A 22,604-nucleotide genomic window follows, 5' to 3' on the forward strand; every position below is an offset into this window, starting at 1 on the left:
GGTGCGGACGCTCAAAGTCTAATGCCGGGCGCTAGGCTGTTGCCGTGGACATGGATGCCTTCGCCGCCGTTAACGCAGACACATGGGCGCGGCTGCAGGAGCTGGCCGGCAAAGGCCGGCTGGGCGGCGCCGAGGCTGACGAGCTGCTGACGCTCTACCAGTCCACGTCCGGCCACCTTTCCCTCGTGCGTTCCGTGGCGCCGGAAAGCGCGCTGTCGTCCTCCCTCTCCGCGACGCTGGCCCTGGCGAGGACGCGCTTCACCGGCGCCAGGTCCAACGCCATGGCCGACCTCGCAAGGTTTTTCGTGGTGGCCCTGCCCGCGGCGCTGTACCGGCTGACCCGGCTCACCCTCGCGTGCGGCACCGCGTTCGTCCTCATTGCTGCTGCCTATGCGGTATGGATCGGGACGTCCCCTGAAGCGCTGAAGGCCGTCGCGTCCGAGACGGCTGCAGCCCAGTACGTGAACGAGGATTTCGTCAATTACTACTCCGAGAATCCGGCGGCGTCCTTTGCCGGCGCTGTCTGGACCAACAACGCCTGGATCAGTGCACAGGCCGTAGCCTTGGGAATTACCGGTGTGTGGGTGCCCATGATCCTGTTCGGCAATGCCCAGGGAGTGGGCATCGCCGCCGGGATCTTCGCATCGGCCGGCAAATCCGACGTCTTTTACAGCTACATCCTGCCGCACGGACTGATGGAACTCACGGCGGTCTTTGTTGCCTCGGCCGCCGGCCTGCGTATCTTTTGGGCCATGGTCTCACCCGGGCCACGCACCCGTGCCCGGGCAGTGGCCCGGGAAGGCCGGTCACTGATAACGGTGGCGCTGGGACTCGTCCTCGTCCTGTTCGTCTCGGGTCTGGTGGAAGGCTTCGTTACGCCGAGCCCGCTGCCGGCCTGGGCCCGGATCGGTATCGGGGCCGCTGTCCTCGCAGCGTACTGGACGTACGTCCTGGTGCTGGGCAGGCGGGCCTTCCTGGCCGGCGAACGCGGCGACCTCCGCGGCGAAGATGCCGGCTACACGGAAATCGCTGCCTGAATCGTTGTAATCCTGCCGGGGTGGTTCCTCGCCCAGTCGAAGTTCCGGACGGTAGGCTCGTCAGCAGAATAATCGCGCCGGCTGACTGGGCCCGGCACGGAACCCAACGGAAGTGACGCTGCTGTGAATGACGAAACACCGGTCCGCGCCAAAAGCGCCGTGCCGCAGCCGGAACCTTTCCTGGACACGTCCGGGGATTCCGACGAGCCCGCGTTCTCCTGGATGACAGCCGACGGAGGGGACGCATCCACCGGGCGGAAAGGGAGCGGGAGCGCGGCTGACCGGGACGAATCCGCCGGGGCAGGCCCCGGCAAGGAAGAACCCGTCCGGAACGCACCAGCCGACGCTGACAAAGCCGTGCAGCCCGAAAGCCGGGCCGACCGCAAAGCGGCCGAAGCCGCCGTCGGATCTTCCGCGCCTGGAAACCATGCGGCCGGATCCCCGGAAAGGGAGCCGGCCGGCAGCGACGGTTCGCCGGTCTTCAAGGAACCCCTTCCCACCTCGGCACTGCACGTCCGGCCGCCCCAGGAGGAAGTGGAGCGCCGGAATGCCCAGCGTGAGAGCGCTGCTAACGCCAAGCCCGTGGCGCCGCGCGTCATGCAGGTCCTGCTGGCCATCATTTACCCCTTCATCCTCCTGATCCTGGCCGTCAGGGCCGTGGCCAGTCCGCTGTTTCTCTGGGTGGAGTACAACCGTCCCGGCTTCCCGGGCGATGGGTACGGGTTCAACACCGACGACAGGATGACCTACGGTTCCTACGCCGTGGACTACCTCAGTAACTGGGCCGGGCCCCGCTACCTGGGTGACCTGGTGCAACGCGGAGGCGACAAGCTCTTCAAGGACGGCGAAGTAAGCCATATGGCTGACGTCAAGACCGTCATCCTGTCCACCTTTGGCGCTGGCGCCGGGTTGCTCCTCCTTGCGTTGATTGCCATTCTGTACCTGCGCCGGCGCAGCACCGGCGGGGTACGGCGCGGGCTCTTCGCCGGGTCCATCATCACGCTGGTCCTGATCCTTGGCCTTGGCACACTGGCGGCGCTGGGCTGGCAGCAGTTCTTCACCGACTTCCACCGGATCTTCTTTGCCGACGGCTCGTGGACCTTCAGCCTGGACGACACCCTGATCCGGCTGTTCCCCAGCCAGTTCTGGATGGACGCCGGCATCGCCATCGGGGCCATGGTGCTTCTGGCATCGATCGTGACACTGGTGCTCACCTGGCCCACGCGCAGGCGCCGGGGTGTTCCCCGGGAGGACAAGCCTGCCGGCGGCGGGCAGGAAAAAACCGTTCAGCCGTAGATCTTGGCGATCTCCGCCTGGAATTCCTTGACGACGGCGGACCGTTTCAGCTTCAGGGACGGCGTCAGGTGACCGGATTCCACCGAGAAGTCGGCGTCGATCAGCCGGAAGGTGCGCACCGATTCGGCCTTGGACACCGTCTGGTTGGCCAGGTCGACTGCCTCCTGGAGGGCGGCCAGGACCTGGGGGTCCGTTGCCGCCTCGCTGAGGGGAAGCGCAGGTAAACCACGCTCGGCGCACCAGTAGGCAAGGCCCTCAGGATCCAGGGTCAGCAGGGCTGAGATGAAAGGCTTGCCGTCACCCACCACCACGGCGTGGCCCACCAACTGGTGGGTGCGGATCTTCTCCTCCAGCGGGCCGGGCGCCACGTTCTTCCCGCCCGCCGTGACCAGGAGGTCCTTTTTCCGGCCCGTGACGGTGAGGAAGCCGTCCTTGTCCAGCTCACCGAGGTCACCGGTGCGGAAGAAGCCGTCCACGAACGCTTCGGCATTCGCGGCAGGGTTGGCGTGGTAGCCCCTGAAGACACCGATTCCCTTGACCAGGATCTCGCCGTCTTCGGCCACGCGGATGGTTGTCCCCGGTATGGGGATGCCTACGGTTCCCACCTTGGTGCGGGACGGAGTGTTGGCGGTGCAGGGCGCCGTGGTCTCCGTCAGCCCGTAGCCCTCGAGTACGGGAATTCCCGCACCCCGGAAGAAATGGGCGTCCTCCGAGGCCAGCGGACTGGCGCCGGAGACGGTGTACCCCACGTCCCCGCCCAGTGCCTGGCGCAGCCGGGGATAGACGATACGGTCGTACACTGCGTGCCGGACCCGGCTCAGCAGCCCGGGCCCCGGTCCTTCACCCCGGCTCTGCCGGTCCTGTTCACGCGAGTATTGGATGGCAGCCGCTGAGGCGGCATCGAAGAGCCTGCCTTTGCCTGCCAGGGCCGCTTTGTGCGCGGCCGTTGCCCTGACCTTTTCGAAGATGCGCGGCACCACCAGGAGGAAGGTGGGCCGGAACGTCCCCAGATCATCCAGCAGCTGCGCGGCCCCCGGCGTGTGGCCCACGGTGGCACCGGCACTCACGCAGACCACCTGGACGGCCCGCGCCAGGACGTGCGCCAACGGCAGGAACATCAGGGTGCGGGCCTGGTCATTCAGCAGGATTTCCGGCAGGAACGCAACGATGTTCTTGGCAACCAGGGCGAAGTTCCCGTGGGTGATCTCGCATCCTTTGGGCTTGCCCGTGGTGCCGGACGTGTAGACCAGCGACGCGAGGTCTGCCAGCCCGGCGTGGCTGCGTTGCCGCTCCAGCTCGGAGTCGCTGACTCCGGTGCCGGCAGCGGCGAGGCTGGCGAGGTCCGGTGCCTCGCCGTCGTAATCCATCCGCACTACGTTGACCAGGCGGTCGCTGAGCTCGGCCGAACCTGCCACCACGCCGGTGACCAGCTGCACCATGGCGCGGTCGCCGGCAAAGACCCGCCGGACCCCTGCATCACGGATGATCCACTCCACCTGGCTGGCCGAGGATGTTTCGTAGATGGGCACGGTGACGCCGCCTGCGAACCAGATGGCGAAGTCCACCAGCGTCCACTCGTACGAGGTGCGGGACATGACGGCCACGGTGTCCCCGGGTTCCAGGCCCCCGGCGATAAGGCCCTTGGCCAGGGCAATAACGTCCTGGAGAAACTTCTGCACGGGAACGTCCGCCCAGCCGTTGGGGCCCTTCCGCCGGTACAGGGCACGCGCCGGGTTGTCGGCGTGCTGCTCCAGCAGCAGGTCCGTCACGTTGCTGTTGGCGTCCAGCTCAACCAGCAGTTCCGTGCTCGCTTCTCTCACAGCAGGTCTCCGTTTCCGCTGGCACGCCGCGGCAGCGGCTCCTTCAGGGCTTTCTTGCCATCCTGCCCTAGATCCAGGACGGCATCCACATCCGGGCCCTCCAGTCGACGTACGGGATGACCTCTCCAGTCCAAATGGGGTAGAAGAACGCGGACAGCATGAGGGCGGCCACAAGGAACAGGACTACCAGGTACAGCCCGGCGCGGCGGCGCTGCGGCGGGTCCGTCGCCTTGCCCAGGACCAGCCCCATGCAGTACACCAGCGCCAGGACCAGGAACGGCTCGAACGACACCGCATAGAAGTAGAACATGGTGCGCTGCGGGTACATGAACCACGGCAGGTAGCCCGCGGCAACGCCGGCCAGGACGGCCCCGGCCCGCCAGTCCCGGCGCCCCGCCCACCAGAACAGCAGGACCACCAGGGAAATGGCGGCCGCCCACCAGATCAGCGGATTTCCGACGGACAGGATGGCGGAGGTGCATTTCTCCACGTCGCAGCCGGGCGTCCCCTGGGGCGGGGACTCATAAAAGAAGGATGTTGGCCGTCCCATCACCAGCCAGCTCCAGGCACTGGCCTGGTACGGGTGCTCGGAACTGAGGCCCTGGTGGAAGTTGTAGGCTTCCAGGTGGTAGTGGACCAGGGAGCGGACGGCGTCGGGAAGCCAGCCCCATTCCGCCGAGGGGTTGCTTTCCGCCCAGTGGCGGAAGTACGCGTTGTCCGAGAGGAACCAGCCTGTCCAGGTGGCGGAGTAGACGATTGCTGCCACGGGGACCATGCCGAGGAACGCGGGAATCCCGTCCCGGATCAGGCCACCGCTGATCCAGCCACGGATGCCTGCCACGCGCCGTGCGCTGAGGTCCCACAGCACCGTGAGGAGGCCAAAGCCGGCGAGGAAGAAGAGCCCGGACCACTTTGTCCCCACGGCCAGGCCCATGCACACTCCGGCGGCAACACGCCACCACCGCACGCCCAGCCACGGCCCGGACAGCAGCACCCCCGCCGGAGGCTGTCCACCGTTGGCCGCAGCGGCACGGGCCAGACGGTCCGCCAGCCGGCGGCGCCCGTCGTCGCGGTCCATCAGCAGGGCGCCAAAGGCGGCAAGGACCCAAAACGTCAGGAAGATGTCCAGCAGTGACGTGCGGGACATGACCAGGTGGTGGCCGTCGATGGCGAGGAGCAGCCCGGCGGCGCCCGCCAGCGGAAGCGAGCGGAACAGTTTCAGTGCGATCAGGGAGATGAGCAGGACGGTAAGGGTGCCGGTGAGGGCGGCGGCAAAGCGCCAGCCGAAAGGATTTTCCGGCCCGAACAGCCACATGCCGGCCGCGATCATCCACTTGCCCACCGGCGGGTGGACCACATACTCGGGCGTGTTCAGCAGGACGTCGGGATTCCCTGCGTTGAAGGAATCATTGGCCTTGTCAGGCCAGCTGCGTTCATAGCCGCTGATGAGGTAGGAGTAGGCATCCTTGACGTAATACGTCTCATCGAACACCAGCTTGTGGGGCACCTCGAGGCGGACGAAACGGAGGATCCCGCCAATGACGGCCGTCAGGACCGGAACCAGGATGAACCAAAGCCGCAGCGACGGCGGATAGTCCCGCCACCGCAGGCCGGCGCCGATAAGCCGTTCCCGGAGTGCCTCTGCGGTATACGCCTGGTCCGGGCGGCTGATCCAGCCCCGCCCGGCCTTCCTGCCTGGCGCGGTTGTGGCGCCGGCTCCTGAGGGGGACTCCGGGCTGTTTTTCCAGGCCCCGGCGGGCCGCGTCGAGGTGTGCGTCACGAGCCCCATGCTACCTTTTGCGGCTGGTGACCCCGGCAGCAGTAGGCTGGGTGGGTGGACCCGAACCCCAGCACCCTTCCCGAGCCCGGCCCCTCGGCGGCGGGACGTATCGTCCTTGCCGCCACTCCCATCGGGAACACCGGAGACGCCTCCGCCCGGCTCGTGGAACTGCTGGCCACGGCGGACATTGTGGCCGCCGAAGACACGCGCCGCCTCCACCGCCTGGTGCAGAGCCTGGGCGTGGCCGTGGCCGGCCGCATCATCAGTTACCACGAACACAACGAGGCCACCCGGACGGCAGAGCTCCTGGACCAGGTGCGTGCCGGCAGCACGCTCCTGATGGTCACGGACGCAGGAATGCCTGCAGTCTCGGACCCCGGTTTCCGGCTGGTGGAAGGGGCCATCGCCGCCGGACTTCCCGTGACGGCGGTTCCCGGCCCCTCCGCCGTCCTCACCGCGCTGGCCCTGTCCGGACTGCCCACAGACCGGTTTTGCTTCGAGGGATTCCTTCCGCGCAAGGCCGGTGAAAGGGCCTCGCGCCTGGCCGACCTCGCGGGGGAGCGGCGCACCATGGTGTTCTTCGAGGCGCCGCACCGGCTGGAAGCCATGCTGCGCGCCCTGCGCGAGAGGTTCGGCCCGGACCGCCCCATCGCCGTATGCCGGGAACTGACCAAGACCTATGAGGAAGTGATCCGTGGCACTGTGGGCGAACTCCTCACATGGGCCGAGGACAACGAGGTCCGCGGCGAGATCGCCGTGGTGGTCGGGGGTGCTCCCGAGCAGGCAGCCGGAACGCCGGAAGACCACGTTGCGGCGGTCAACGAGCTGGTGGCACAGGGCATCCGACTGAAGGAGGCAGTTGCCGCCGTCGCCGACGATGCGCGGGTCAGCAAGCGGGAGCTGTACTCGGCAGTCCTCGCCGCCCGCTAAGCCGCAGGCCACGCCTCGGGCTTTAGTGCAGCTGCACAGCGAAGCTGCAATTCCGCAGTGCGCAACGGCGTAGACCGTGCGGGTGGCCCGCAGTAGTCTGGCTGTTAATCAGCCCCATGATCCCGGTCACTCCGGCCGCGGCCACGGGCTGCCACAACCCTACTGACGAGGGAGTCATCGTGACTGTCACTGCACAGCCGGCCGTTACCGCCGAGCGCGAAACCCGGCTTTTGGCCTCCGTTCCCACCGGGCTGCTCATCAATGGTGAGTGGCGCGATGCCACCTCCGGCAAGACGTTCGACGTCGAGGATCCCGCCACCGGGAAGGTGCTGCTGAGCATTGCCGACGCCGGCCCCGAGGACGGCGCGGCAGCCCTGGACGCTGCCGCCGCTGCCCAGGACTCCTGGGCTAAGGTGCCGCCGCGCGAACGCGGGGAGATCCTCCGCCGCGCCTTCGACCTGGTGACCGAACGGGCGGAAGACTTCGCCCTGCTGATGACCCTGGAAATGGGCAAGCCGCTGGCCGAAGCCCGCGGCGAAGTGACGTACGGCGCCGAATTCCTGCGCTGGTTCTCGGAGGAAGCAGTCCGGGCCTTCGGCCGCTACTCCGTCTCGCCGGACGGCAAGTCCCGCCTCCTCGTGACCAAGAAGCCGGTGGGCCCCTGCCTGCTGATCACCCCCTGGAACTTCCCGCTGGCCATGGCCACCCGCAAGATCGCCCCGGCCGTAGCCGCCGGCTGCACCATGGTCCTGAAGTCGGCAAACCTGACACCCCTGACGTCCCAGCTGTTCGCAGCCGTCATGCAGGAAGCAGGGCTGCCCGCCGGCGTCCTCAACGTCATTCCCACCTCAACGGCAGGCGCCACCACCGGACCCCTGGTCAAGGACTCCCGGCTGCGCAAGCTGTCCTTCACCGGCTCCACCGAAGTGGGACGCCGACTGCTCGCCGATGCGTCCGAAAACGTACTCCGGACCTCCATGGAGCTGGGCGGCAATGCCCCCTTCCTGGTGTTCGAGGATGCGGACCTCGACGCCGCAGTCACCGGCGCCATGGCCGCCAAGCTGCGGAACATGGGAGAGGCCTGCACCGCTGCCAACCGGTTCATCGTCCACGAGTCCGTGGCCGGTGAGTTCGCGGAGAAGTTCGCCGCGAAGATGAAGGAAATGACTACGGCCCGCGGTACCGAGCCGGAGTCCAAGGTTGGCCCGCTGATCGATGCAAAGAGCCGTGACAAAGTCCACGAGCTGGTGTCCGACGCTGTTGCATCGGGTGCCAAGGCGGTCTTGGGCGGCGCACCCGTGGAGGGGCCGGGGTACTTCTACCAGCCCACGATCCTGTCCGGCGTCTCCGAGGGAAGCCGCATCCTGTCCGAGGAGATCTTCGGTCCTGTTGCCCCGATCATCACCTTCAGCAGTGAGGACGAGGCTGTGCGGCTGGCCAACAACACCGAGTACGGGCTGGTGGCGTACGTATTCACCAAGGACATCAACCGCGGTATCCGGATGGGCGAAAAGCTCGAAACCGGCATGCTCGGCCTGAACGCCGGCGTCATTTCCAACGCCGCCGCACCTTTCGGCGGCGTCAAGCAGTCCGGCCTGGGCCGCGAAGGTGGCCTGGAGGGCATCGAGGAATACCTCTACACCCAGTACATCGGCATCGCCGACCCCTACGCGGGCTAGTAGCAGGCGGCCCGCCGCCTGAAACAAAACAAGTGCCGGCCGGGCTAGCCCGGCCGGCACTTTCGGTTCAGCCTCCGCCGGCCCTGCGCCCGGCGTCGTGCGCACGGCCCGGGCTTCCGTGCCACAGGCGGGCCATGGCAGCAGCTGCGGCGCGGAATGCCCTGCTGGCCGCGCTGAACGGAGCCCCGGCAAGCTGACCCAGGCGTCTGGTGACGGACCGCGGCAGCCATGCCGCGCCCAATCGCCTGGGCAGCGTGGCGTTCGCCCGCAGGGACGCTGCGACGGCGGCGATCTCCTCTGCTGCACTGCCGTTCACAAGGCCGCTGTCAGGAGAACCGCCCTGATCCGGGCGGCCGTAGCGGTAATGCTCAATGGCCGAGGTGAGGGTGGCCATGGCGGCATGCGCGTCCCGGTCCATGCCCCCCGGCTCACCCAGCAGTGCCTCCCGGAAGCGCGCCGAATAAGCCCGCGGTGTTTCGCTTCGCTCCGCAGGAAGGCCGTAATCGGTGCCAAGGTCCATGACCTCGCTCCATGCCAGCGGGACGGCGCGGTCCGCCCGCTTGGGCTGCAGCCGCCGCGACCGTGTTCCAGCGCGGACAAGGTGCGGGGCGGCGGCCAGGAGGACAAAGCCTGCCACAGCACCACCACCGAGGAGCCACGGCATGAGCTCCGTGCCGCCGGTGCTGCCGCTCCCGGCGCCCAGTGTGGCCTGGGCTGTGGCACTGGGCTGTGTGGTGGGAACGGGGGCGGCGTCGGGGACCAGCCCGTCATTGTTCCCCAGGGTATCCGGGGCCGATGGGGCTGGTCCGTCAACGGCGTAGTCCGGTACCACTCCCCGGGACGGCGTCGGTTCGAACGGGACCCATCCCAGGCCCTGGAAGTAGAGCTCCGGCCACGCGTGGGCGTCGCGCGCATCGGCTTCGTACTCCGGGAGGGCGCCCTGCCCGGCCACGGTGACCGTTGCACCGGTCAGCCTGCCGGGCGCATAGCCCACGGCAATCCTGCTTGGAATGCCTTCCAGCCTGGCCATTACCGCCATGGCGGAGGCGAAATGGATGCAGTAACCGCTCTTCTGTTGCAGGAAGTCCGCCAGGACGGAGAGGCCGTTGCCGTCGTAACCGCCCTGCACGGGAGACTGCAGCGAATACGTGAACTCAGACGACCGCAGGTACTTCTGGATGGCCATGGCCTTCTGGTACGGGGCCCCCGCGGCTCCCGCGACGGTTTGGGCCGTGGTTTTGACGATCTGCGGAACGTTGGCCGGTATCCGGGTGAAGACGTCCGGAATGTCCCGCGCCTGCCCCGACGACTGGGCCAGCAGTGCTGCGGAGAGTTTGGGTACTGCGGACGTGACCAGGTACTCCTGCCTTCGTGTGGTGGTGTCCGTCCCCTTGATGGTCAGCGTGGCCGGGTCCCACGTCCACTGGCCGCCGAGGCCGCTGATGGTTTCGGGGGCATAGGGGACAGGCAGGTAGGGGCTGTTGAAGGATCCGGCGTCGATGGCGGTCACCTGCTGTACCTGCTCGTCCGCCAGGATTGCATAGCCGGGGTCGATCCGGCCATCCAGGGGTACCCGGGAAGCGGAGCGGTCATCCGGTCCCCAGGAATCGCCGTCGAAGTTGTCAACGGTTACCGAGCGCAGGTAGAGCGGTGCCGTGGAATTGGTGGCATAGGTGATCCTGCCGCTGCCATCAGGAGCGCGAAGGCTGTTACCCAGTGTGATCATCGGGTTTAGGCTGTTGGAGGCGCCCCACGGATTGAGCCGGGATCCTTGGGGAAAAGTACCCCTGTCGAAGCCGGGGATGGCCAGTGGCAGTACCAGGGTTGCAGCCAGGGCCACGGCGCCGGTCAGCGCTGCGCGCCGCACCACCCCCGGACTCCGGCCCGGCCCGGGCTCCACCCTGCCGTCCGGCGCAAACCACTGGCTGCAGGCAAGGATCAGCAGGTAGCCCGCCGCGGTGGCAAGGAAACTCCAGGCGCCCACGCTTTGAGGCTTGATCATGGCGGGAACCACCAGCAAAGCCAGCAGGCCTATCCCGGAGGCGGCCGGCATGGCCAGGGGTACGGCCAGCGCGTCAACGAGGATGACGGCCAGGCCGAGCACGGCGCAGGAGACCAGCACGATCCCGGCGTTGGGCGCCACGGGGGCTGTTTCGCCCAGGACCGTTTCGCTGGCCCGCCCGATAAGCCGGTCCAGGTCCGGCAGGGTGCCAGCGGTGGGAACGACCCAGAGGAAGCTGGAACTGCGGAAGAAGGTCAGCGTCAGCACGCCACCCAGCGCGATGAATCCTCCTGCGGTGACCAGGAGGGGCTGGGCTCGGAGCGAACGCAACGCGGCGAGGGTGAACCCCACCACCAGGACCGTGGTGATGGCCGGCCAATACCAGTTCCAGCCGCGCAGGACGCCGTTGAGGGACAGTGCCGCCCCGGAGACAGCCACCATGACGGCGGCCGCCATGGCCCAGGGGTAGGCGCCCGCGCGCGTCCGGCCCGGCCGGTCCGGTTGGCGTGCCGCCTTTTGCTCCCCGCCTGTTGGCCGGGCCGGTGCCACAGTCATCTGGTCAACCCCGCTCCCCGCCGGACCTCTGACGCCGGAGCCGACGGCAGGGCGGGATCCTGGTCGAACTGGGCCCAGGCCCCGGCAAGCTGAGTTTTTGGATCCACGGCCACGGCCTGCCAGCCGCCCTGGCGCAGCACTTCCAGGACGCTCCGGGACTCAGCCGGCCGCTCCACCGCCACGATGGCGAGCGCATTGGTGGCGTATGCGGCAGCCGGTGCCAGGGCCACGGCTTCCTCAGCGGTAATGCGGCCCAGGACGGCTATCACAGGCCCCCGCATCCGGTGCGCGGACAGCTTGTCCATCAGACGGTCATCGAATGCCGCTGGCTCATGGGTGGTATCTGCTGGAATGCGGATGGCCGTGGCTCCGTGGGACTGGGACGCTCTGCCGGCAGCGCTCCGTCGCGCACCGTCGCGGCGCGGATGCGGGCTTCCGGACAGCTGGATTGCAGCGAGGCTTTCCGCGATGGACTGCAGGCCGGACGTCCCGGCGTACTCTTCAGCTGCCGGTTCCGGCGAGGAAGGGGAGTGCAGGAATGCCGGATCCCCGCCGGTATCCAGCAGGCGGAGGCTGTAATTGCGCTCAGCCAGGTGCGCGCTGATGGACATCACGGCAACAACGCACCATTCAAAAGTTTCGCTGGTGGCCCTTGCGTGGCCGTCCTGGCCCAGCATCCCGGCCGTTGCCGCTCCGGGGCCGCCAAAAGCACCCGGGCGGTGGTCGAGGATGATGGTTGCTTCGGGCGTGGTGACGGATTCCTCCTGCCGCACCATCAGTGCCCCGTGCCTGGCCGTGGCCGCCCAGTGCACCCTCCGCATGGGATCGCCGTGGCGGTACTCGCGGGTCATGACGTCGTCATCACTCGGGTTTGCCCGCACCCGGGTGGCGGTGACACCGTCATGGCCGCGCGCTCCAGCCAGTCCGGTGGCAGGGAGGACGACGGCGGCAGGCGTCACCGTGAGGACGTCGCCGTCGTCGATCGCCTGGCGGTGCAGCGACAGGCCAAAGGGGTCGGTGAACTCGGCGGTCACGGGCCCGATCCTGAACTGGCCCCGGTGCCTGGAGGTGAGGCGGTACTCGTAGCGGCTGACTCCGCCGGTTGCGGACCGGGACGGAAACCGGAATGCCGGAGCGTGCCCGAACTGCGGGGGCAGCCGTTCCTCCATGGCCACCCGGCCGCTCCCGGGGTCCGTTCTGGCTACTGCCAGATGCACGGCGGCAGGGGCCGAGGTTTCCACGGGGGCAGGATTGAACTCACGGTAGACCCGGAACCGGGGCTTGACCAGGCGGATGCCGGCAAGGGAACTGACGGGAAGTACCAGCAGCAGCAGGGCCAGCGTCAGGAGGTCCCGGCGTCCCATCACCTGGGCCGCCGCAAGCGTGAAGGCACCGGCTGCAAGCATGCCCCAGCCGCGCCTGGTAAAAAGGTGGCGAGGAAGCTTTTCCAGCAGGCCCATGCTGCCTGCCTAGCGGTTCCTGCCGGGTGTGCCGGCAGCAGCCCGGCCGGGCTGGGCCTGGGGCACGGGCAGCCGGGACAGGATGTTCCGCAGGACGCTGTGCGGCGTTTCACCTGCACCCGCGGCCTTGCGGTCCAGGATGATTCGGTGCGCCAGGACCGCCTGGGCCACGTCCGCCACGTCGTCCGGCAGGACGAAGTCGCGTCCGTCCAGGGCGGCAGTGGCCTTGGCGGCGCGCAGCAGCTGGAGCATGGAGCGGGGGCTGGCGCCCAGGCGCAGCATGGGGCTTTCCCGGGTGGCCCTGCCTACCGAGACCGTGTATTCCTTGACGGGCCCGGAGACAAAGACCTTCTGCACAGTGGCGGTCATGGCGGCGACATCCGCTGCTGTGACAACGGGGGAGACGTTGGCCAGCGGGGAGACGGCCTGGTGCGTTTCCAACATCTCGATTTCGGCATCCATATCCGGGTATCCCATCGAAATCCGGGCCATGAAGCGGTCCCTCTGGGCCTCGGGCAGGGGATAGGTCCCCTCCATTTCGATGGGGTTCTGCGTGGCCACCACCATGAATGGTTCATCGAGCCTGTAGGTGTTGCCGTCCACCGTGACCTGGTGCTCCTCCATGCATTCCAGGAGGGCAGACTGCGTCTTGGCCGAAGCACGGTTGATCTCATCGCCAATGACGATGTTTGCGAACACCGCGCCCGGACGGAATTCAAAGAGCCTGGAGGCCTGGTTGTAGATCGACACCCCGGTGACGTCGGAGGGCAGGAGGTCCGGGGTGAACTGGATGCGGTTGACAGTGCAGTCAATGGTCCGGGCAAGGGTTTTCGCCAACAGGGTTTTCCCGACGCCGGGCACGTCCTCAACCAACAGGTGGCCCTGGGCGAGGAGGACAGTGAGCGCCAGCTTGGCCGCGTCGGATTTGCCGTCGATGACGGTGTTGACAGTGCTGAGGATGCGCTGCGCCGCCGCATGGAAAGCCCCAGGGTCCATAGCCACCGGACGGTGTCCGTTCAGGTGGCTGACGGGGTCGGAGACGCCTGCCAGGTTGAGGTTGGGCGCGCTTCCATTGGCGGCAGTGCGTCGGTGGGGTTCCATCGGCAACCTTTCAGCCCGGGTTCACGTGGACGGGACAGCGAGCCTGCCTTCGCCCCGCGTTGGGCGTGCGCGTGTACTCGTTCCAGACTACTAACACAACTGCCATGCCTGACAGAGAGTTCCGGCAAATTTGGGGAGGCCCGCGGCCGATAGGCTGGGCACATGTGCGATTCGTCGATCCCTGCTGCCTACAGGGCGCCTGCCGCTGACGGGACCACCGGGCCGGAAGCCGCCCGCCGGAAGAACTTCCCGCCTGCGCCGCAACCCCTGCCCGTACCGGTCATGGACAACCACACCCACCTGGACTTTCCGGAAGGGGAGGGTCCTGTGGGAATCAAGGCCGCCCTCGACGCAGCAGAGGCGGTGGGCGTCCAGGGGGCCGTGCAGGTGGGTTGCGACCTCGAATCCTCACGGTTCACGGTGGCTGCGGTGGACCAGGACCCGCGGCTCCTGGGAGCGGTGGCCCTGCATCCCAACGATGCTCCGCACTATGCTGCCCGCGATGAACTTGAAGCCGCGCTCGCCGAGATCGAGCACCTGGCCGCGCATCCCCGGATCCGGGCCATCGGCGAAACGGGCCTGGACTTCTTCCGCACGGAAGGCGAGGGACTGCGCCACCAGGAATACTCGTTCCGCCGGCACATTGACATCGCCAAACGGCTGGACCTTACGCTCCAGATCCACGATCGCGACGCGCACGCCGATGTTGTGCGTGTGCTGAATGAAGAAGGGGCGCCGGACAGGGTGGTTTTCCACTGCTTCTCCGGTGACGAGGAACTGGCCCGGACCTGCAACGAACATGGCTGGTGGATGTCGTTTGCCGGCACACTGACCTTCCGGAACGCCGCAAACCTGCGGGCCGCGCTCGCAGTGGCAGAGCGGGATCTGATCATGGTGGAGACCGACGCCCCGTTCCTCACCCCGCACCCGCACCGGGGGCGTCCCAATGCCAGTTACATGGTCCCGTACACCGTGCGCGCCATGGCAGAATTGACAGGCTCCGACCTCTCCGGCCTGTGCGCCGCAATCAGCGAAAATACCGTGCGGGCATACGGATCCTGGGCCTGATCCGGGGATCCTCCTCCTGATGGTAAATGCATATCTGGTATGCAAAAATGTTGGTTGCTTTATAACGCTACGGTTACAGTGGGAAACTATTAGCCGGGGTCGGGGAAGGCCAACGGGTAATTTCACTCCTTACGCAGCCGGCCCGGCCTGGACTTGAGCCAGCCTTGCCTCTGCGTGGAGTGTGGCGGCGCATCGTTGCCCGGACTGTCCTTTTCTGGTCTGTTCCGGGCATTTTTCTGCGCGTTTCCCCGTGCCCGGATGGACCGAGAGTTACGGGCAATCGTGATCAAGTTCTTCACATCGGACGGCAAGTTCAGCTTTATAAAGGTTGGCGCCCAGCTGCTGGTGCTTTGCGGCCTGGTCGCAGGCCTCGTAGCCTTCGTGGGCAATAACAAAACAATCACGCTCAACGTGGACGGCAAGACGTCGTCCGTGCAGTCCTTTGGTGGAACAGTCGCCCAGGTGGTCAGGAGCGCCAACCTGGAACTGAAGCCCGGCGACCGCGTTTCGCCTTCGGTTGATGCAACCGTGCAGAACGGCACGGTCATCAACATCAACCAGGCAAAGGAAGTCAAGGTCAGCCTTGACGGTGCCGAGAAGACCGTGAACACCACGGCCCAGGACGTTGAAGACCTGGTGACCGAGCTTGGCGTTGCCAGTGCATCCGAGGTTTCGGCGCCCAAGGACGCCACCCTCTCGCTGGCTGGCTCCTATGTCTCCATCTCCACCCCCAAGACCGTCAGCATCGTGGCCGATGGCAAGGTGAACACCACCACTACCACCGCCCCCACCGTCGGCAAGGTCCTCAAGGACTCCGGCGTGACCCTTGGCGCCAATGACCGTACCTCCCAGCCTGCCAACGCCAATGTGGTGAACAACATGGTCATCAAGGTCTCCCGCGTGGACACCGGCCAGACCACAACCACGAGCGAGGACGTGCCGTTCCAGACTGTCACCGCCGAAAGCGCGGACATGCTGAAGGGTGAGAAGCAGGTAACCCAGGCCGGCGTGGCCGGAAAGCTGGAGCGCACCTTCAAGCTGGTCCTCGTGGACGGACGGGAAGCCTCCCGCACGCTCGTGTCGGAGAACGTCGCAGTCCAGCCTGTAAACGAACAGGTCACCGTGGGTACAAAGGACAAGCCGGTAGCCCAGGCCGCCCCGGCCCCCGCCGCGGGCGCCAACACCGGCGCAGCCGCACCGGCCATGATGAACGAGGCCATGTGGGACAAGATTGCCCAGTGTGAGTCCAGCGGCAACTGGAGCATCAACAGCGGCAACGGCTACTACGGCGGCCTCCAGTTCGACATCCGCACCTGGATCGGCTCCGGCGGCGGCGCCTACGCCCCCAACGCGAGCCTGGCCACCAAAGCGCAGCAGATCGACATCGCCAACCGCGTATACGCGCAGCGTGGCCTGTCGCCCTGGGGCTGCGGTTGGGCTGCCAGCAGCTGATCCCCAGTTCCTGAAAGCACAGGAAACATCGTGGCCGGGCCGGGTACTCCGGGCCCGGCCACTGCCGTTAACCCGGGCAGGGCCAATCCGCGGGGCGGGATAGGATACCTAGGTGACTGAACCGACTCCCGCCGCGCCCGCACCGTTGTTCGGTGCCTCCGACATACGCCGGATGGCAGAGGAAATCGGGGTCAGGCCCACCAAGACCCTGGGCCAGAACTTCGTCATCGATGGAAACACCATCCGCCGGATCGTCGCCGCAGCAGGGGTGGGACCCGAAGAGACAGTGCTCGAAGTTGGGCCGGGGCTCGGGTCGCTCACCCTGGGCCTGCTGGATGCGGCCGCGGCGGTTGTCGCCGTCGAGATCGATCCTGTCCTTGCCGCAAAGCTGCCGGAAACGGTGAAGGAATGGCGGCCCTCCGCGGCAGGATCCTTCCACCTGGTCCAGGCCGACGCCATGAAGGTGACCGAACTGCCGGTGGAACCCACGGCCCTGGTGGCCAACCTGCCGTACAACGTGGCGGTCCCCGTTGTGCTGCACCTCCTGCAGCACTTTCCCAGCCTGCAGCACGGGCTGGTGATGGTGCAGGATGAGGTCGCGGACCGGCTGGCGGCCGGCCCCGGCTCCAAAACCTACGGCGTACCGTCCGTCAAGGCCGCCTGGTACAGCCAGATGCGCAAGGCCGGTGTCATCGGCATGAACGTCTTCTGGCCAGCACCCAAAATCCACTCCGGGCTTGTGGCCTTCACCCGGCGCGAACCGCCTGCCACTACCGCCTCACGCGAACAGGTGTTCGCAGTGGTGGACGCTGCGTTCGCCCAGCGCAGGAAAACACTTCGTGCCGCGCTTGCCGGCTGGGCCGGCGGAGCCCCGGAAGCGGAACGCTGCCTGCTGGCTGCAGGTGTGGACCCCACGGCGCGTGGCGAGGTCATTGACATTGCCGCGTTCGCCAGGATTGCCGAAGCCAGGGAAAACCGCCCGTGAGCGCGGGACTTGAGAGGGCGGGCACAGGGCGGTTCGCCGCCAGGACGGTGCGGGTCAAGGCGCCCGGAAAGGTCAACGTCTCCCTGGCCGTGGGTCCGCTCCGGCCGGACGGGTACCACTCCGTGGCCAGCGTCTACCTTGCGGTGTCCCTCTACGAGGAGGTGGCAGCCACCAGCACGGCAGCGCCGGGCATCACCATCAGCCTCAGTCCGGAGAGCACCCTGGACCTGGACGACGTCGACATCCCCCTGGACAGCAGCAACCTGGCCTACAAGGCCGCCGCCATCATGGCCGATGTGTCCGAGCACGCCACCGGCGTGCACCTGGAAATCACCAAGCGGGTCCCGGTGGCCGGTGGAATGGGCGGGGGATCGGCCGATGCCGCCGCCACGCTCCTGGCCTGCGACGCTCTGTGGAACAGCGGACTGTCCCGCGAGGAACTGGCCCATCTTGCAGCCGAATTGGGCGCCGACGTCCCCTTCTCGCTGCTGGGCGGCACCGCCGTCGGTCTTGGCCTTGGCGACAAACTGTCGCCTGCACTGGCGAAGGCGCAGACCCACTGGGTCCTGGTGGTGGCCGACTACGGCCTGTCCACGCCCGAGGTGTACCGGACACTTGACCGCTTGCGCGGTGCGGAGGGGGTAGACGCCCCTGAACCCACTGGCGTTGATCCGCAGGTTTTGGCGGCGCTGCGCGGCGGCGATGCCGAATCGCTGGGCCGGGTCCTGGTCAACGACCTGCAGCGGGCGTCCATTGAACTGGCCCCGTCACTGCGCGATACGCTGGGCATCGGAGAGTCCCACGGCGCCATCGCCGGGCTGGTTTCCGGCTCCGGCCCCACCGTGGCTCTACTGGCCGATGATTCCGTTGCGGCGGAGGCGCTGGCTGAGGATCTTCGGCACCATGGCCTGACAGCCCTCCCGGTCCACGGGCCCGTCCCGGGTGCGCGCATCATCTCCGACACCCTCCTTTAGTACTTCCAGTCCGGCAGCAGAAAGCAGTTCCCTTTGGCACACCTTCTTGGCGGCGAGAACCTCACGGTTTCCTACGCGACCCGTACCGTCCTTGACGGCATCACCCTGGGTTTGGAGGAGGGGGACCGCATTGGCATGGTGGGCCGCAACGGTGACGGCAAGTCCACCCTGATGCGCCTGCTGGCGCTGCGCTCCACCCCGGATTCCGGACGCGTCACCAAACGCGGCGACGTCAACGTGGGATACCTGGACCAGAGCGACGTGCTCGACGGCGACCTGACGGTGGGTGCCGCGATCGTGGGGGACCAAGCCGATTACGAATGGGCGCGGAACCCCCGCATCCGCGAGATCATGGGCGGCCTGGTGTCCGACGTCGATTGGCACGCCAACGTCCATGCGCTCTCCGGCGGGCAGAAGCGGCGGGTGGCGCTGGCCAAGCTCCTCATCGAGGACCACGACGTCATCATGCTGGACGAGCCCACCAACCACCTGGACGTCGAGGGCGTGGCGTGGCTCGCCCGGCACCTGAAGACGCGCTGGCGGGCCAACCAGGGCGCCTTCCTGGTGGTCACCCACGACCGCTGGTTCCTCGACGAAGTCTGCACCAAGACGTGGGAGGTCCACGACGGGATCGTGGACCCCTTCGAAGGCGGTTACGCGGCGTACGTCCTGGCCAGGGCTGAACGCGACCGGATGGCCTCCGTGGTGGAAGGCAAGCGCCAGCAACTGGTCAAGAAGGAACTGGCCTGGCTGCGCCGGGGCGCGCCCGCCCGCACTGCCAAGCCGAAATTTCGGATCGAGGCAGCCAACGCTTTGATCGCCGACGTTCCCGCTCCGCGCGATTCCATGGCGCTGAGCAAGATGGCCACCGCCCGGCAGGGCAAGGACGTCCTGGACCTGGAAAACGTCTCCCTCAACTTCCAGGGCGGCGACGCCGGCCGGAAGCTCTTCGACAACATCACCCTCCGCCTGGCGCCGGGGGAGCGGCTGGGCCTGGTAGGTGTCAACGGTGCCGGCAAGACCACCCTCCTGAAGCTGCTCAACGGCGAGATCACCCCCGACGCCGGACGGCTGAAGCGCGGAAAAACCGTGGTCACCGCCGTCCTCACGCAGGAGGTCAAGGAACTCGACGACGTCGCGGACCTGCGCGTGATCGAGGTCATCGAACGGGAAAAGCGCTCCTTCAATGTTGGCGGCAAGGAATTCACGGCCGGCCAGCTGGTGGAGCAGCTCGGGTTCACCAACCAGAAGCAGTGGACCCCTGTGCGGGACCTGTCCGGCGGTGAACGGCGGCGCCTCCAGCTGCTGCGCCTGCTGGTGGGCGAGCCCAACGTGCTGATGCTGGACGAACCCACCAACGACCTCGACACCGACACACTGGCCGCCGTCGAGGACGTCCTGGACGGCTGGCCCGGAACCCTTGTGGTGGTCAGCCACGACCGCTACCTGCTGGAACGCGTGACGGACCACCAGATGGCCCTCCTTGGCGACGGAAAGCTCCGTGGCCTGCCGGGCGGCGTGGACCAGTACCTTGAACTGCGCGAAGCGGCCCTGGCCGGGTCCACCGTTACCGGCGGCGGAAACCCTGTTACCAGCGCCGGGCAGGCGCAGCCAGTCAGTGGCGTCGGTGGCGGCCCCACCGAAGCCGAGAAGCGCGAGGCCCGCAAAGCCCTCAACCGGATCGAGCGGCAGCTCAAGAAGCTCGATCAGGAGGAAAAGAAACTCCACGACGCCATGGTGAAAACCACCGAGGCCGGCGACTTCGACAAGCTCGCCGACCAAAACAAGCAGCTCAAGGAGCTCACGGACGAAAAGGACGCCCTGGAAATGGGGTGGCTGGAGTCCTCAGAACTCCTGGGCGACTGACAAAGGCGACGCGGGCACCAGCGGCGCAGGAGGCCTTCGTGTAGTCGCGCATCGCGGCGCAGCGGGCGCCGTAGGTCGCCCAGCGACCGCAGGTGCCCCTATGCGTTGTGTCTAAGCGACGGCGAAGGGCTCCTGTGCCGCGGACCCGGACCGGACGCAGGTGCCCCGCTCACGAAGGTGACAACTCACCCCTCGGACTGCAGCTCAGGGTCCCTTTTGAGGCCGGTCAGGCCGTTCCAGGCGAGGTTGACCAGGTGCGCGGCGACGGTTTGCTTGTCGGGCTGGCGGCTGTCCTGCCACCATTGGCCGGTCATGGCCACCATACCGACGAGCATCTGGGCGTACATGGCGCCGTCCTCGCCGCTGAAGCCGCGGCGCGAGAACTCGTCGGACAGGATGTGCTCCACGCGTGCTGTGACATGGGAAAGCAGGGTGGAGAAGGCGCCTTCCGGTTGCGACGGGGGAGCGTCGCGCATCAGGATGCGGAAACCCTCAGTGCGCTCCTCGATGTAGGTGAGCAGGGCGAGTGCTGCACGCTCCACGAGGACGCGGGGCTTGGCTTCCTCGGTGAGGGCTGCGTTGATCGCGGCCAGGAGGATGTGGAACTCACAGTCCACCACTTCGGTGTACAGCCCTTCCTTGGAACCGAAATGCTCGTAGATGACCGGCTTGGACACTCCGGCGCAGGCCGCGATTTCCTCAATGGTGGTCCCGTCCAGCCCCCGTGCGGCGAAAAGCCCGCGGCCGACGTCGATCAGCTGGCTTCTGCGCTGCAGGCCAGTCATCCGCATCCGCGGAAGGTTGTTGCTCACCTTCCCATCATGCCCCACTGCCGCTGGCTGGATTCCCGGCTCAACGCCGCCGCCGGACCCACCGTGTCGCGCGGCGCCCTGAACCCGTGGCAAAATAGGGACTTGTGCCCGGGCCTTGAGTCTTCCGGCACGGTCCGCTCTGGTGTAACGGCAGCACCCCGGCCTTTGGAGCCGTGGAGTATAGGTTCGAATCCTATGGGCGGAACTGCTGGGCAAGGAGCGATCATGAGGATGGCACCCGGTGCGCAGCGGCCTGGCCCGCAGAACACCGCGAAGCGCCAGCACAACCAAGCAAGGAGAGCCCGTACGTGATCCCCGAGAATACCGGCCCGGCCGCTGTAATCGTTCTGGCAGCAGGCGCCGGTACCCGGATGAAATCGCGTACCCCCAAGATCCTCCACGAAATCGGGGGCCTGTCCATGGTGGGCCACGCCCTCCGGGCGGCCCGCAGCATCAACCCGCAGCGGCTGGCCATTGTGGTCCGCCATGAACGGGACCTGGTGGAAAGCCACGTCGCTGCCCTTGACCCGCAGGCCGTCATCGTTGACCAGGACGATGTCCCCGGCACCGGCCGCGCCGTCGAAGCTGCGCTTGAGGCGCTGCACGCCGACCAGGACCTGGCAGGAACCGTAGTGGTTACCTACGGCGACGTGCCCCTGCTTTCGGGTGAACTGCTGACCGAGTTGGTCGCCACCCACGAACGCGAAGGCAACGCCGTCACGGTCCTCACAGCAGTCCTCGACGACGCCGCCGGCTATGGCCGCATCCTTCGTGGCGGGGACGGCTCCGTCACCGGAATCCGCGAACACAAGGATGCCACTGACGCGGAAAAGCTGATCCGGGAAGTGAACTCCGGAATCTACGCCTTCGACGCCGCCGTGCTCCGCGAGGCCCTGGCCAAGGTCACCACCGACAACGCGCAGGGCGAAAAATACCTGACCGACGTCCTGGGACTGGCCCGGGAGGCCGGCGGCCGGGTTGCCGCCGTCGTCACCGCCGACCGCTGGCAGGTCGAGGGCGCCAACGACCGGGTCCAGCTCGCCGCCCTCGGCGCGGAACTGAACCGCCGCACCGTGGAAGCCTGGATGCGTGCCGGCGTCACTGTCGTCGACCCCTCCACCACCTGGATCGACTCCTCCGTCACTCTCGATGAGGATGTCCGCCTGCTCCCCAACACCCAACTGCACGGCGCCACCACGGTGGCAAGGGACGCCGTCGTGGGCCCCGACACCACCCTGACCGATGTCACGGTCGGCGAGGGCGCCACAGTGGTCCGCACCCACGGCTCCGGCTCGGTCATCGGCCCGCGCGCCGCCGTCGGCCCCTTCACCTACCTTCGCCCCGGCACCGTGCTGGGTGAAAAGGGCAAGATCGGCGCGTTCTACGAAACCAAGAACGTCACCATCGGCCGCGGCTCCAAGCTGTCCCACCTGGGCTATGCAGGGGACGCCGAAATCGGCGAAGACACCAACATCGGCTGTGGCAACATCACGGCCAATTACGACGGCGAGAAGAAGCACCGCACGGTGATCGGCTCGGGCGTCCGTACAGGCTCCAATACTGTCTTTGTTGCCCCGGTCACCGTGGGGGACGGCGCCTACAGCGGCGCCGGCGCGGTGATCCGCAAAGACGTACCGGCCGGAGCGCTGGCCCTGAGCGTGGCTGCCCAGCGCAACGCCGAAGGCTGGGTTCCCGAGCACCGTCCGGGAACCCGCTCCGCCGAACTGGCCCAGGCGGCCACCAATGACTCCTCAAGTACCCCGGCATCTACAGAAGAGGGCAAGTAA

Annotated in this window: 16 protein-coding genes and 1 tRNA gene; 11 read left to right on the forward strand and 6 right to left on the reverse strand. The window is 67.2% G+C overall.

Going from position 1 to position 22,604, the window contains the following annotated elements:
* Nucleotides 1-44: 44 nt before the first annotated feature.
* Together VXJ37_RS05725 and VXJ37_RS05730 are read left to right on the forward strand one after the other, a co-directional pair.
* Nucleotides 45-1,037 (forward strand): stage II sporulation protein M, encoded by a 993-nt coding sequence (locus VXJ37_RS05725; protein ID WP_331322092.1) that lies wholly within the window; start codon nucleotides 45-47, stop codon nucleotides 1,035-1,037.
* A 123-nt stretch (nucleotides 1,038-1,160) separates the two neighbouring features.
* Nucleotides 1,161-2,333, forward strand: a complete 1,173-nt coding sequence (locus tag VXJ37_RS05730; protein WP_331322093.1) for a TIGR01906 family membrane protein — start codon at nucleotides 1,161-1,163, stop codon at nucleotides 2,331-2,333.
* On the opposite strand, the gene VXJ37_RS05735 is transcribed toward VXJ37_RS05730, so the two are convergent.
* Nucleotides 2,324-4,153, reverse strand: coding sequence for an AMP-dependent synthetase/ligase (locus VXJ37_RS05735; protein ID WP_331322094.1), 1,830 nt, complete (start codon nucleotides 4,151-4,153; stop codon nucleotides 2,324-2,326). The two genes, VXJ37_RS05730 and VXJ37_RS05735, sit on opposite strands and share 10 nt — an antisense overlap.
* Before the next feature lie 67 nt (nucleotides 4,154-4,220).
* Complete coding sequence (locus VXJ37_RS05740; RefSeq protein ID WP_331322095.1) at nucleotides 4,221-5,942, reverse strand: dolichyl-phosphate-mannose--protein mannosyltransferase; 1,722 nt, start codon at nucleotides 5,940-5,942, stop codon at nucleotides 4,221-4,223.
* Nucleotides 5,943-5,987: 45 nt separating this feature from the next.
* Between VXJ37_RS05740 and rsmI the strand changes: the two genes are divergently transcribed.
* Together rsmI and VXJ37_RS05750 are read left to right on the forward strand one after the other, a co-directional pair.
* On the forward strand, nucleotides 5,988-6,863 hold the full coding sequence (gene rsmI / locus VXJ37_RS05745) for a 16S rRNA (cytidine(1402)-2'-O)-methyltransferase (protein WP_331322096.1): 876 nt from the start codon (nucleotides 5,988-5,990) through the stop codon (nucleotides 6,861-6,863).
* A gap of 179 nt (nucleotides 6,864-7,042) precedes the next feature.
* Nucleotides 7,043-8,542: an NAD-dependent succinate-semialdehyde dehydrogenase gene (locus tag VXJ37_RS05750; protein WP_331322097.1), complete on the forward strand. Its 1,500-nt coding sequence runs from the start codon at nucleotides 7,043-7,045 to the stop codon at nucleotides 8,540-8,542.
* A 67-nt stretch (nucleotides 8,543-8,609) separates the two neighbouring features.
* Here VXJ37_RS05750 and VXJ37_RS05755 read toward each other — a convergent pair whose 3' ends face one another.
* The 3 genes from VXJ37_RS05755 to VXJ37_RS05765 are packed head-to-tail and all read right to left on the reverse strand — an operon-like array spanning nucleotide 8,610 to nucleotide 13,660.
* Entirely contained in the window at nucleotides 8,610-11,099 is a 2,490-nt protein-coding gene (locus VXJ37_RS05755; protein WP_331322098.1) for a DUF3488 and transglutaminase-like domain-containing protein, read from the reverse strand.
* Nucleotides 11,096-12,559, reverse strand: a complete 1,464-nt coding sequence (locus VXJ37_RS05760; RefSeq protein WP_331322099.1) for a DUF58 domain-containing protein — start codon at nucleotides 12,557-12,559, stop codon at nucleotides 11,096-11,098. Before VXJ37_RS05760 ends, VXJ37_RS05755 begins: the two co-directional genes overlap by 4 nt.
* Before the next feature lie 9 nt (nucleotides 12,560-12,568).
* Complete coding sequence (locus tag VXJ37_RS05765; RefSeq protein WP_331322100.1) at nucleotides 12,569-13,660, reverse strand: AAA family ATPase; 1,092 nt, start codon at nucleotides 13,658-13,660, stop codon at nucleotides 12,569-12,571.
* A 162-nt stretch (nucleotides 13,661-13,822) separates the two neighbouring features.
* Between VXJ37_RS05765 and VXJ37_RS05770 the strand changes: the two genes are divergently transcribed.
* The 5 genes from VXJ37_RS05770 to VXJ37_RS05790 all read left to right on the forward strand — a co-directional run bounded on the left by VXJ37_RS05770 (nucleotide 13,823) and on the right by VXJ37_RS05790 (nucleotide 20,005).
* Nucleotides 13,823-14,728, forward strand: coding sequence for a TatD family hydrolase (locus tag VXJ37_RS05770; RefSeq protein ID WP_331322101.1), 906 nt, complete (start codon nucleotides 13,823-13,825; stop codon nucleotides 14,726-14,728).
* A gap of 258 nt (nucleotides 14,729-14,986) precedes the next feature.
* Nucleotides 14,987-16,180 carry a ubiquitin-like domain-containing protein gene (locus tag VXJ37_RS05775; RefSeq protein ID WP_331322102.1) on the forward strand — a complete coding sequence of 398 codons (1,194 nt, stop codon included), beginning with the start codon at nucleotides 14,987-14,989 and terminating at the stop codon, nucleotides 16,178-16,180.
* Nucleotides 16,181-16,292: 112 nt separating this feature from the next.
* Complete coding sequence (rsmA, locus tag VXJ37_RS05780) at nucleotides 16,293-17,165, forward strand: 16S rRNA (adenine(1518)-N(6)/adenine(1519)-N(6))-dimethyltransferase RsmA (protein WP_331322103.1); 873 nt, start codon at nucleotides 16,293-16,295, stop codon at nucleotides 17,163-17,165.
* Nucleotides 17,162-18,139, forward strand: a complete 978-nt coding sequence (locus VXJ37_RS05785) for a 4-(cytidine 5'-diphospho)-2-C-methyl-D-erythritol kinase (RefSeq protein ID WP_331322104.1) — start codon at nucleotides 17,162-17,164, stop codon at nucleotides 18,137-18,139. Before rsmA ends, VXJ37_RS05785 begins: the two co-directional genes overlap by 4 nt.
* 33 nt (nucleotides 18,140-18,172) lie before the next feature.
* On the forward strand, nucleotides 18,173-20,005 hold the full coding sequence (locus tag VXJ37_RS05790) for an ABC-F family ATP-binding cassette domain-containing protein (protein WP_331322105.1): 1,833 nt from the start codon (nucleotides 18,173-18,175) through the stop codon (nucleotides 20,003-20,005).
* A gap of 185 nt (nucleotides 20,006-20,190) precedes the next feature.
* Here VXJ37_RS05790 and VXJ37_RS05795 read toward each other — a convergent pair whose 3' ends face one another.
* Nucleotides 20,191-20,817 carry a TetR/AcrR family transcriptional regulator gene (locus tag VXJ37_RS05795; RefSeq protein ID WP_331322106.1) on the reverse strand — a complete coding sequence of 209 codons (627 nt, stop codon included), beginning with the start codon at nucleotides 20,815-20,817 and terminating at the stop codon, nucleotides 20,191-20,193.
* Between the two features lie 133 nt (nucleotides 20,818-20,950).
* Between VXJ37_RS05795 and VXJ37_RS05800 the strand changes: the two genes are divergently transcribed.
* Nucleotides 20,951-21,022: transfer RNA gene (locus VXJ37_RS05800), tRNA-Gln, on the forward strand.
* 103 nt (nucleotides 21,023-21,125) lie between these two features.
* On the forward strand, nucleotides 21,126-22,604 hold the full coding sequence (gene glmU, locus VXJ37_RS05805) for a bifunctional UDP-N-acetylglucosamine diphosphorylase/glucosamine-1-phosphate N-acetyltransferase GlmU (protein WP_331322107.1): 1,479 nt from the start codon (nucleotides 21,126-21,128) through the stop codon (nucleotides 22,602-22,604).

The sequence above is a fragment of the Pseudarthrobacter phenanthrenivorans genome (assembly GCF_036455295.1).
Lineage (GTDB): Bacteria > Actinomycetota > Actinomycetes > Actinomycetales > Micrococcaceae > Arthrobacter > Arthrobacter phenanthrenivorans_C.